The organism is Paracoccus wurundjeri, from assembly GCF_030678915.1.
Lineage (GTDB): Bacteria > Pseudomonadota > Alphaproteobacteria > Rhodobacterales > Rhodobacteraceae > Paracoccus > Paracoccus onubensis_A.
Genome location: NZ_JAUUTZ010000006.1, coordinates 90724 through 102459, shown reverse-complemented (window position 1 = coordinate 102459; position 11736 = coordinate 90724). Strand labels below are relative to the sequence as shown.

Here is an 11736-nt window from a genome sequence, read left to right as displayed (position 1 = left end):
TAGGTTACCCCCGTTCCGCCAGCATGGCGCGGCCGACGATCAGCCGCATGATTTCATTCGTGCCTTCCAGGATTTGATGCACGCGTAGATCGCGCACGATCTTTTCGATGCCGTAATCGGCCAGATAGCCATAGCCGCCATGCAATTGCAGACATTGATTTGCGACATCGAAGGCGCGGTCCGTTACGTAAAGCTTCGCCATCGCGCAGAATTTCGTCGCATCGGAAGCATGGCTGTCAAGTTTCCATGCCGCCTGTCGCAGGAAAATCCGCGCCGATTGCAGCGCGGTTTCCATCTCGGCCAGGCGGAACTGCAGCGCCTGAAACTGATCGAGAGACTGTCCGAACGCCTTGCGTTCGCCCATATAGGCTAGCGTCCGGTCAAGCGCGGTTTGCGCACCACCCAGCGCCCCGGCCGCAATATTCAAACGTCCGCCATCAAGGCCGGCCATTGCATAGGAAAATCCTTTGCCCTCTTCCCCCAGAAGATTTTCATGCGGCACCATGCAATCGTCGAATTGCACTTGTGCCGTGGGCTGCGCGCGCCATCCCATCTTGTCTTCAAGGGCGCCAAAGGAAAGACCGGCGGCGCCATCCTCGACGATCACGGTGCTGATGCCCCTGGGTCCGTTCTCACCGGTACGAAGCATGGTGACATAGGCGTCCGAATAGCCGCCGCCCGAGATGAAGGCCTTGGTGCCGTTCAGCCGATAGCCTGCATTCGTCTTGTCTGCACGCGTCCGAAGCGCGGCGGCATCCGATCCGCTGCCCGGCTCGGTCAGGCAATAGCTGAAGATTTTCTTCATGCTGCACAGATCGGGCAGCCATTTTTCCTTTGTTTCTGCGCTGCCGAACTTGTCGATCATTCCGCCGCACATATTGTGAATCGACAGGAAGGAACCAACCGCGGGATCGGCCATGGCCAGCGCCTCGAAGACCAGCGTCGCGTCAAGGCGGCTGAGACCCGAGCCGCCATATTCCTCATCCACATATAATCCGCCAAAGCCAAGCTGCGCGATTTCGGTCCAGAGATCGCGGGGGATCGTACCCGCCGCTTCCCATTCACGCGCATTTGGCGCGATGCGGGTCTGACCGAAATCGCGGGCCATGTCGAAAATGGCCTGTTGTTCTTCGCTAAGTGCGAAATCCATGCCGATGCTCTCCCTGGACGCGCGGAATTCACCGCCCGTTTACTATCCGAATCTTGCAGGGGTGTTGCAAGCATCCGTCAGGCGGTATCAGGGCAAAATCGTTTTGCGTTTTCGCAAACCGATGGAGAAATCAGCCCATCTTTCCTGCAAAGGTCATGGGATCGAGCGATGATTGCGCGAATGTCGGGCCATCGGTCAACAGGCTGACTGCGTCATGCGAATGCAGGGATTCCTGATGACTGGCGATGACGCGGAAATCGCCGATCCGTGGATCGGATTGAAGCTCCTGCGAGAATGCCCGAACCGCATCCTCCACGAAAATCGGGTTCGCGGCGTTCAGTTCCGCAAATGCCTGCTCATCCTCGCGCTTGACCATGACCTGCGTTTCGGTCGGAACGGCGCGGCGGCAAAGCTCGACCATATCCTCGAACCACAGCTTTTCATGCCCTTTCATGACCAGAGAAATCCGCGCGATCGATCGCTGCGAATGCGGGGTCGCAAGGCGTCCCCGCATCTGCCGCGCATGCTCTGACAATTCAAGCGAGCAGGGGCAGGTCGAGGAATAGACATAATCGAAATGCATCACGCGCAGGCGCTGGCCCTGATGCTCGAACACTTCCTGCGCAATATCGTAATATTGCCAGCCGGACAGGCCCGAGCGCAGCGAATCCACACGGATCGGATAAGAGAAACGCATCTGTATCCGGGCATCGAATGCTTCGAGATCCGCCTTGTAATCGTCCAGCGCGGCTTCCATCACTTTGAGGCTGAAAAGATGATCGGCATGGACATAGAACGAGCGCATGATCCGGCTCATGTTGATCCCCTTGCGATCCGCCTCAAGGCTGACCGTGCCGGTGACGCTGGTTTCCAGTGTGATCTCTCCGCCATCGCGGGTCTGATAGCGGATGGGCAAGCGGAAATTCGAGATGCCGACATGCTGGATAGGCGCATGTGCCCCCACGATCAGGCTGGCAGGGCCGTTCTGCAGATCTGGCAGATTTGCCTTATAGGCATCGTCAACGCGGAAATCCGCATCGTAATCGCGCACCAGCGCAGGATAGGCCGGGATAAGCGGGCGAGATTCGGTCATCGAGCAAGCTCCTTCGGACTGCGACAGCCAATATGAGGTTAATTTAAGCATTTCTAAAGGTCTGAGGCAGAAAAATCAGACAAAAGGCAGCAAAAAGAAATTGCTGGTATATTTGCCCGAATAGGTTCCGGTCATCACTTGAATCGGGTTTTTGTTGGTTTGCCCCGAAATCGGGGCGCTTGAACCCCGCATGCGTCATTGTCACGGCACCATTTATCGGTGCCGGGATCGATTTTCCCGCATTGCTGAACCGGTTTTATCCCAGCCTTGCGACCGGGCTGATCCATCTGCCTAGTCGCCCAGAGCCTGTTTCAGATCGTCGATCAGATCCTGAGTGTCCTCCAGTCCGACCGAAAGGCGCAGCAGTCCCGGGGTAATGCCAAGCTGCGCCTTGTTTTCATCGCTAAGCCGCTGATGAGTGGTCGTTGCAGGATGGGTCACGATGGATCTCGCATCTCCCAGATTGTTGGAAATCGCGATGATCTTCAGCCGGTTCAAGGCCGCGAATGCGGCGTCCTTGCCACCCTGGACTTCAAACGTGATCATGGTTCCGCCCGAACCCATCTGCTGCATCGCCAGTTCATGCTGAGGATGATCGGGCAGGCCGGGATATCCCACATGGTGCAGCTTTGAATGATCCTTCATCGCCTTGGCAATTTTTTCCGCGCTGTCCGCCTGTGCCCGGACACGCAGATCCATCGTGGTCAGTCCGTTCAGCATGATCCAGCTATGAAAGGGGCTGATCGCCCCCCCGGTATGTTTCAGATAGGGTTCCGCCGTGCCGCGGACATAATCCCGCGAGCCGCAAATGATCCCGCCAAGGGCGCGTCCGCCGCCATCGATATGCTTGGTTGCCGAATAGACAATGATATCAGCGCCCTGGTCGACTGCGCGAGAAAAGACAGGGGTGGCGAAGACATTATCCACCACCACCAGCGCACCTGCCGCATGGGCGAGCTCCGAGACACCGGCGATATCCACGATTTCCAGCCCTGGATTCGAGACCGACTCGAAGAAGACCGCCTTGGTGCCGGGCCGAATGGCTTCTTTCCACTGATTCAGATCGGTGCCATCGACATAAGATATCTCGACCCCGAATTTCGCAAGTAAATCCAGAACATAAAGGCAAGATCCAAACAGCGCCCGTGCGGCGACCACATGATCGCCCGGTGCGCAAAGCGAGAATAGCGCGCCATTCACAGCCGCCATTCCGCTTGCGGTCGCAAAAGCGTCTTCGGTGCCTTCCAGCGCCGCCATACGGTCTTCGAACATGCGATTGGTCGGGTTGCCGTAACGCGCATAGATAAACTCGTCCGGGCCCGATTCCACAAACCGCGCCTCTGCCTGTTCGGCATTGTCATAGACGAAGCCCTGCGTCATGAAGATCGCCTCGGCCATCTCGCCATATTGGCTGCGGCGGGTTCCGTGATGGACGGCTTGTGTGCGGGGATGAAGCCCCTTGGCCTGCGTAACGCTCATATCCTGATTGCCCCTTGGTGATCCAAGCGGCTTAATCCCGCCAAAAGATCATTGCAAGCCCCGGACCAGATAGGCCGGCGGCGCCGTCGGTGCATTTTCTGCCCGTATCCCGCAAGCCGGCAAATTGCGGCATTTCTGTATCGGATGCTGGTGCGAAAACCACCGAATCGTGATGCAAAAAATTATTGGAGAGTGGTAGAAATCAAAGAAAATCAGTTTCTTGCGAGGCAGGTGAACTACCTCTTGCGCGTCAAAGCGTTATCACCTATCACGCGGTCCAGTGCCCGAGTGGCGGAATGGTAGACGCAGCGGATTCAAAATCCGCCGCCGCAAGGCATGCCGGTTCGAGTCCGGCCTCGGGTACCACCGCGAGATCAATTATTTAGATATTCCTCCTCGAAAATCTTCCCGAGGATGACCCCGACGATATGCCGAGGTCAATCCCGAATGCGTTCATAGCAGGTATAGCAGCGTTCCGATAATGATCCCGGTTATCAGCAATTGCACGACGCAGAACCCCATGATGTCCCGTGCCTTGAGGCCGGCTATTCCAAGCATCGGCAAAGCCCAGAATGGCTGAAGCAGATTCGTCCAGGCATCACCCCAGGCTACAGCCATCGCAACGCGGCTGATATCGGCGCCCAGGGCCTCTGCTGCGGGTAGCATGACCGGTGCCTGAACCGCCCATTGTCCGCCGCCGGAGGGAACAAAAATATTGACGATGCCCGCACTGATAAAGCTCCAGAATGGCAATGTCTCGGTCGTCGATATGGACACGAACCATTCCGACAGACTGGCGGCAAGACCGCTTTGGGTCATGATTGCCATGATCCCGGCATAAAACGGAAACTGGATGACGATCCCTGCACCTCCGCGAACCCCTTCATTCAGAGCGTTCAGCAGATTGCGGGGCGTGCCATGACAGACCATCCCGGCGAACAGGAACAGGAAGTTCACGACATTGAGGTTAATCCCTCCGCCGCCGATGATATACAGGCCCAGCCAGATAAGCCCCGGTATCCCGATCAACCACGTCAGGACGGAGCTATGCTCCAGCCGTTCGGCCGGGGTCATGGCGGAAACCGGCTGCGGTGTATCGCCGACATCTTTCAGCAATGCCGGGTCGACCAGAACCTGTTCATGTTCCAGTGGCAACATCAGGCGGTTGACCAATGGGACAGCAATGACCAACGCGACCACAATCGCAAGATTCCAGACCGAAAAGATTGTCTGAGATGTCGGAATTACGCCGATCTGATCGGAGGTAAAGTGACCCTCGGTCGCGATTGTCAGCGGGATCGAGCCGGACAAACCGCCGTGCCAGATAACGAAGCCCGAATAGGCCGCGGCGACCAATAGCCGGTAATCCACCCGGATCTGCCGCGCAAGTTCCTTGGCGAAGATTGCTCCGACGACAAGTCCGAAGCCCCAGTTCAGCCAGCTTGCGGCAAGTGAGACCAGCGACACAAGAATGATTGCCGAACCGGGGCCGGAGGCGAGCCCGGCAATTGATGCCAGAATCCGTCGAACTGGTGGAGAACTGGCCAGAATGAAGCCGGTGACCAGCACCAGAAGCATCTGCATGGAGAATTCCAGCAGTTCCCAGAAGCCGCTGCCCCACATCTCGACAAGAGCGACTGGCGAGGTTCCCTCTGAAACAATGGCGGCGACTGCGGCGACGAGCGTCAGAATCAGGACGAAAATGAACGCGTCGGGCAGCCAGCGTTCGACCAGGCGGGTTGCGGGCCTGGACAGAATTCTGAGCATGGTAAACCTCCTTAATGACCGATATCCGGAGCGTGGGGCAAGGGATGACAAAAGACAAGCAACCCAACCTGCTACCGGCTATCGCATCCACCTGCCGGATATACCGTCAGCTTTCGCGGAAGGCTCGGTTGAAATAATCGGTCAGGGGTTTCATCAGATAGGCAATGGGGCTTCGCTCCCCTGTCTGGATATAGACTTCGACCGGCATGCCCGGGATCAAATCCAACTCGCCGAGCTTCTCGAGCTCTGCTGGAGGGATCGTGACTTCGGCACGATAATAGGGCGTCCGGGTGACCTCGTCCATCAATGCATCTGCCGATACGCGCAGAAGCTGGCCGTCGATCTCGGGCGTGGTGCGTGAAGAAAATGCGGCAAAGCGCAGGATAACTGGCTGTCCCGGGCTGATTTCGTCGACATTTATCGTGGCGATGCGGGCGCCGATGACCAATGGCCGGTCTTGCGGGATGATATGCATCAGTTGCTCTGCCGGGCGAATGACCGAGCGCGGCGTCGTTACCTTCAGATCGTACACGATTCCTGCGGCGGGTGCGCGCAGTTCCAGCCGGCTGATCTGCTCGGTCAGGCTGCGGCGGCGCTCGGCCAGTTCCAACTCGCGATAACCCAGATCGCGCAACTGGGTCTCGGCATCTTCACGCTGCTGAGCGGTCATGCGAAGCCGTTCGACATCCAGTTCCGTCTGGCGGGTTTCCGACGACGCGCGGCTTGCCTGCAATTCACCGATCTGCCCATCGATCCGCGCGGCCTCGCGCCGCAGGGCCAACACCCGTGAAGCCTGCGCAAGTCCACGATCCAGAAGCGATTGCTGATCCTCCAGCTCCTCGGCGATCAAATCCCTTTGCTGGACCAATGCCGCAAGCTGCGCATCTCTTCCGATGATCTGCGCGCTAACCTGTTCGGACTGCTTCGCCAACTGATCCAAAGATTGCGCCAGCGTATCGCGGCGGGCGGCAAACAGGCTTGCCTGTCCTGCGATCAGGTCGAAAAGTTTGGGATCATTCTTGGCCGCCGCAAGCAATTCCTCTGGAAATTCCGGGGATCCGGCATCTGCCCGCTCGGCTTCCAGCCTGCCGCGGCGTGCAAGAATTTCGAAATACTGGCCTTCGACGATAACGAGTTCGGTCAGCAGCAACGTGCCGTCAAGGCGCAGCAAAACCTGTCCGGCATCTACGGTGTCGCCTTCGCTGACCAAAATTTCCTGCACGACGCCGCCATCCGGATGCTGCACAACCTGACGCTGTTGCTGGACCTCGACCTGACCAGAGGCAACGACCGCCCCGGCGATACGGCTTTGCGTGGCCCAGATGCCGAAACCGCCGAATAGCAGGATCAGGGCAAAGAAGCCCAGTAACAGCGGGGCGCGCACGGGCCAGCGCTCCGGATCGGTTGCGACCGCCGGGGTGGGGACAGATACTTGTTCCGTGCTGCTGGTAGCCTTCGGTGCGTGCTGTGGATCGGGCCAGGGAATGCTGTCACCTCGGCTGGGATGTTTGTCCGGGGCGGTCACGCGACGCCCCCCCGGCTGCCGCTTTTATATGCATCCATGATCTGCGCCGAGTTCTGCACCATTTCACGCAGTATCGTGTCGCGTGGCCCCAACGCCCTGCGGGTGCCGTGTTCCAGGACCATCAGGGTTTCGCATTGGGTAATCGCGGCAGGCCGGTGCGCCATAATTACCACCGATCCGCCCTGCGCCTTGACCCGCCGGATCGCGAGGTTAAGCGCCTCGGAACCTTGATTGTCGAGATTCGAGTTCGGCTCATCCAGCACCAGCAGTACAGGGTCGGGATAGAGTGCGCGGGCAAGTCCGATCCGCTGGACCTGACCGCCGGACAAGCGCCCGCCGATCTGACTGACGCGGGTGTCATAGCCTTTCGGCAGGTCAAGGATCATCTGATGGGCCGCAGCGGCCTGTGCCGCCCTGACGACGCGGTCGGGATCGGGATCGGGTGAGAGCCGGGCGATATTCTCGGCGATGGTTCCATCGAACAATGTCACCTGCTGGGGCAGGTAACCAATCAGATTCCCCAGAACATCCGGTTGATATTGATCGAGCGTCGCGCCCCCCAGCCTGATCGCGCCGCCCGCAAGCGGCCATGCGCCAATCAGGGCGCGTGCCAATGTTGATTTGCCCGCGCCGGAAGGGCCGATCACACCCAATGCCTGCCCCGGTTCAAGGCCGAAACTGACGCTGCGCAGGGCAGGGGAATCCTGTCCGGGAGGAATGACGCTGACCTGCCGCGCGTCGATCTGGGCAGGCGGGCGAGGTAGCGGGGTCTGTGGTGACAGCGGGGGATGCTTGCTTAGCAGAAGGGACAGCCGTTCGCGTCCGTCCTGCGCAGCCTGAAATAACGCCCATCCGCCGATCAGTTGTTCAACCGGGGCAAGCGCACGGCCCATCATGATCGACGAGGCGATCATCGCGCCGGGCGTCAGTTCCTGACGCAGGACGAGCCAGGCGCCCGCCGCCAGAATTGCGCTTTGCAGGAACAGGCGAAAACTGCGGGAGAAGACAGTGAAGATCGCAGAGAGATCGGCGCCTTTTACAGAGTGATCCTGCGCTTCTGTTCGCGCCTGGCGCCAGCGGGTGAAGGTCGCCCCGCGCATGCCAAGCGCCCCGATCACCTCTCCCTCATTGTGATACAGGTCGGCCATGCGCTGTGCCTGATTGGCGGAGATGACCGAATCCCGCAAAGGCGCCCTGGAAAGAATGCGGTTGGTGATCGTGGACATGACCAGCAGCACACCGCCGATCGTGGCCACCACCCCCAGAAGCGGGTGAAAGATATAGACCGATGCAAGAAATACCGGTGCCCATGGCAGATCGAACAGTGCCAGCATGACCGGAGAACCGACGAAGCGCTGCACCGCGTCCAGATCGCGCAATCCGCTTGCCGTCGCCGAAGGATACCCCCCGGCCTTAGCGCCTTCCCGCAAGGCGGCATCGAATATGCGCGGTTCCATCCGGTTCTGAAAGCGCGCCGCGATCCGAAGCATCACGCGGTTGCGCGCCAGATCGAGTATTCCCATGAACAGGAACAGGAATGCCACCAGAACGAACAGAGCCGTCAGTGTTTCGACCGAGCGTGACGACAGGACACGATCATAGACCTGCAACATGAAAAGCGGTCCGGTCAGCATCAGCAGGTTCACGACAGTCGAGAACAACCCGACGGAAACCAGCAGTGAAAACCCCGCAAAGCCCGCATCGCGAAGCTCTTTCCTGCCGTTATGCGGACCGGGTCCGGCACTCGTTCGCATGTTCACTTTACCAATTACAAGCAGGCAACTTGCTCGGATGCCGCTAAAACCAATGACGCCGTAATCCTGACCAAAAGACGGCAGGAAAGATTCAGATCATCCCTTTGCGCCAATCAATAACAGAAAAATTAAGAATATCTTAAAATGAAGCAGAGCATGAGCCGGGTGCTTGTCCACCGGCATTTCCGGCTGGAGCCCGGGGTCCGGTAAAGTACCCCGGGATCAGATCGCCCCGTGGCAATGCTTGAATTTATTGCCTGAACCGCAAGGGCAGGGATCATTGCGAGACGGGTCACCCCATGTCGAAGGATCGTTCTCGTCGAAGCCCGCAAGCAGTGGTTCCGGCCGGTCCGCGTCATCGCCGGATTGGGTATCGGCCCCATGTTCCATCGTGAGATGTTCCTGCCGCGCCTTCTGCTGATCTTCCATCTGACGCAGCATCTCTTCACGCTCGGTATCGGTCAGGGGGCGAATCTGGGCGAGTTGCTGGGTCACATCGCCACGCAGACTATCCAGCAGGCTTTCGAAAAGCTGAAAACCTTCGGTCTTGTATTCTGCCAGTGGATCGCGCTGAGCATAACCCCGGAAACCCACGACCGAGCGCAGATGCTCCAGTGTCAGCAGGTGGTCGCGCCATTTCTGGTCGATCATCTGCAACAAGACCTGCTTTTCGATCCTGCGCATGTTCTCGACGCCGAATGCTTCCGTCTTTTCGGTCATGTAACGGTCGGTCTCTTCGATGATCCGCTCTTGCATGACCTCCTGATCGACGCCTTCCTCTTCGGCCCATTCCGCGATTGGCAGATCCATGTTCAGCCGCTCGCGGACCGCCGCCGTCAGACCGTCGACATCCCATTGATCGGCATAGGATTTGGGCGGCATGTAGTCAAAGATCAGATCCTCGATGACCTGATGGCGCATATCGGTGGCGATCTCGCCGACCTCGTCGCTATCCATGATCTCGCGCCGCTGGCTGAAAATCGCCTTCCGCTGATCGTTCATCACATCGTCGAATTTCAGCAATTGCTTGCGGATGTCGAAATTGCGCCCCTCGACCTTGGCCTGCGCGCGTTCAAGCGATTTGTTGACCCAGGGGTGAATGATGGCTTCGCCGTCTTTCATGCCAAGTCCGGATAGCACCTTGTCCAGACGCTCGGATCCGAAAATCCGCATCAGATCGTCTTCGAGCGACAGGAAGAACAGCGAGCGGCCGGGATCGCCCTGACGGCCCGAGCGGCCGCGAAGCTGGTTGTCGATACGGCGGCTTTCATGGCGTTCGGTGCCAAGCACGAACAGCCCGCCGGCTTCCAGTACCTTTTGCTTGTCGGATTCGTGATCGGCCTCGATTTTCTCGCGCAGGGCATCGGGATCCGCATCGGGATCCGCGCGCAGGGCATCCAGCACCTTCATCTCGACATTGCCGCCAAGCTGAATGTCGGTCCCGCGGCCTGCCATGTTGGTGGCGATCGTTACGGTTCCCGGCTTGCCCGCATCGGCGACGATCTGCGCTTCGGCCTCGTGCTGGCGAGCGTTCAACACATTGTGAGGAATACCATCTTTTTTCAGCATCTCGGACAGCATTTCGGATTTCTCGATGCTGGTGGTCCCGACAAGCGTTGGCTGACCCTTGGCGTGAGCCTCCTTGATGGCTTCGATCACGGCGGCGTATTTCTCGGCCGCTGTGCGATACACCCGGTCATGCTCATCCACACGGGCGATGGGGCGATTGGTGGGAACCTCCACTACGCCCAGCTTGTAGATTTCGGCAAATTCATCCGCTTCGGTCGAGGCGGTCCCGGTCATGCCGGCCAGTTTTTCGTAAAGGCGGAAATAATTCTGGAAGGTTACGCTTGCCAGGGTGACGTTCTCGGGCTGTATATCGACGCCCTCCTTGGCTTCGATCGCCTGATGCAGCCCGTCTGACAACCGGCGGCCCTTCATCATCCGGCCGGTGAATTCGTCGATCAGCACCACCTCGCCGTCGCGGATCATGTAATGCTGATCCTTCATGAACAGCCTATGCGCCCGCAGGGCCTGACTGGCGTGATGCACGATGGTGGTCGATTCAGGATCATACAGGGTCTGCCCTTCGGGCAAGACGCCATCCGCCTGCAGTTTCTGTTCCAGAAACTCGTTGCCTTCCTCGGTAAAGGTGGCGTTGCGGGTCTTTTCGTCCAGCTTGAAATGTTCTTCGGTCAGCTGGGGAATATAGCTGTCCAGAACTTTGTAAAGCTCGGATCGGTCCTGTGACGGGCCGGAAATGATCAGGGGCGTCCGCGCCTCGTCGATCAGGATCGAGTCGACCTCGTCCACGATGGCGAAATAATGGTCACGTTGAACCATTTCCTCGACGCTGCCCTTCATGTTGTCGCGCAGATAGTCGAAGCCCAGTTCGTTATTGGTGGCATAGGCGACGTCGGCGGCATAGGCGTTGCGTTTCTCGGCCTCTTGCTGGAAGGGGTAGACGACGCCGCAGGTCATACCCAACTGACGGTAAACCTTGCCCATCCATTCGGCGTCGCGCTTGGCCAGATAGTCGTTGACCGTGACGATATGCACGCCCCTGCCGGTAAGCGCGTTCAGATAGGCGGGAAAGGTGGCGACCAGCGTCTTGCCCTCGCCCGTCTTCATCTCCGAGATATTACCCTGATGCAGGAAAATCCCGCCCATAAGCTGCGTATCGAAAGCGCGCAGACCAAGCGCCCGGCGCGCGCCTTCACGGCAGTTTGCGAAGGCTTCCGGAAGGATCGCGTCAAGGCTTTCCCCGTTGCGGACCCGTTCCTGGAATTCATGCGTCTTCTCGACCAGCCCCTCGTCTGAGAGCGCCTTGAATTCTTCTTCCAGAGCGTTGATCTGCGTGACCAGACTGCGGGTGGATTTCACCTTGCGGTCATTCGGCGTGCCAAAGACCTTTTTCGCCAGAGTTCCGATGCCGAGCATGTTACCTTCGCATTCACATTGTTGGGAA

General features: G+C 58.6%; 7 protein-coding genes and 1 tRNA gene. 1 reads left to right on the top strand and 7 read right to left on the bottom strand.

All coding sequences use genetic code 11. The features are described from left to right. Positions 1 to 4: 4 nt before the first annotated feature. The 3 genes from Q0601_RS08015 to metZ form a co-directional block, all read right to left on the bottom strand. Positions 5 to 1150, bottom strand: coding sequence for an acyl-CoA dehydrogenase family protein (locus tag Q0601_RS08015; protein WP_305288900.1), 1146 nt, complete (start codon positions 1148 to 1150; stop codon positions 5 to 7). Between the two features lie 130 nt (positions 1151 to 1280). Further along, the gene (gene folE2 / locus Q0601_RS08010; RefSeq protein ID WP_305288897.1) at positions 1281 to 2243 is read right to left on the bottom strand and encodes a GTP cyclohydrolase FolE2; all 963 of its coding nucleotides are present in this window, start codon (positions 2241 to 2243) and stop codon (positions 1281 to 1283) included. A gap of 291 nt (positions 2244 to 2534) precedes the next feature. Continuing rightward, on the bottom strand, positions 2535 to 3722 hold the full coding sequence (gene metZ / locus Q0601_RS08005; protein WP_305288895.1) for an O-succinylhomoserine sulfhydrylase: 1188 nt from the start codon (positions 3720 to 3722) through the stop codon (positions 2535 to 2537). A 282-nt stretch (positions 3723 to 4004) separates the two neighbouring features. Between metZ and Q0601_RS08000 the strand changes: the two genes are divergently transcribed. Then, positions 4005 to 4088, top strand: a tRNA-Leu gene (locus Q0601_RS08000). Between the two features lie 87 nt (positions 4089 to 4175). On the opposite strand, the gene Q0601_RS07995 is transcribed toward Q0601_RS08000, so the two are convergent. The 4 genes from Q0601_RS07995 to secA all read right to left on the bottom strand — a co-directional run bounded on the left by Q0601_RS07995 (position 4176) and on the right by secA (position 11708). Further along, positions 4176 to 5489: a short-chain fatty acid transporter gene (locus Q0601_RS07995; RefSeq protein WP_305288894.1), complete on the bottom strand. Its 1314-nt coding sequence runs from the start codon at positions 5487 to 5489 to the stop codon at positions 4176 to 4178. Positions 5490 to 5595: 106 nt separating this feature from the next. Beyond that, positions 5596 to 6873, bottom strand: coding sequence for an HlyD family type I secretion periplasmic adaptor subunit (locus tag Q0601_RS07990; protein WP_305289132.1), 1278 nt, complete (start codon positions 6871 to 6873; stop codon positions 5596 to 5598). Positions 6874 to 7010: 137 nt separating this feature from the next. Then, positions 7011 to 8768, bottom strand: a complete 1758-nt coding sequence (locus Q0601_RS07985; RefSeq protein ID WP_305288892.1) for a type I secretion system permease/ATPase — start codon at positions 8766 to 8768, stop codon at positions 7011 to 7013. A 222-nt stretch (positions 8769 to 8990) separates the two neighbouring features. Further along, positions 8991 to 11708 carry a preprotein translocase subunit SecA gene (gene secA / locus Q0601_RS07980; protein ID WP_305288890.1) on the bottom strand — a complete coding sequence of 906 codons (2718 nt, stop codon included), beginning with the start codon at positions 11706 to 11708 and terminating at the stop codon, positions 8991 to 8993. Between the last annotated feature and the right edge of the window lie 28 nt (positions 11709 to 11736).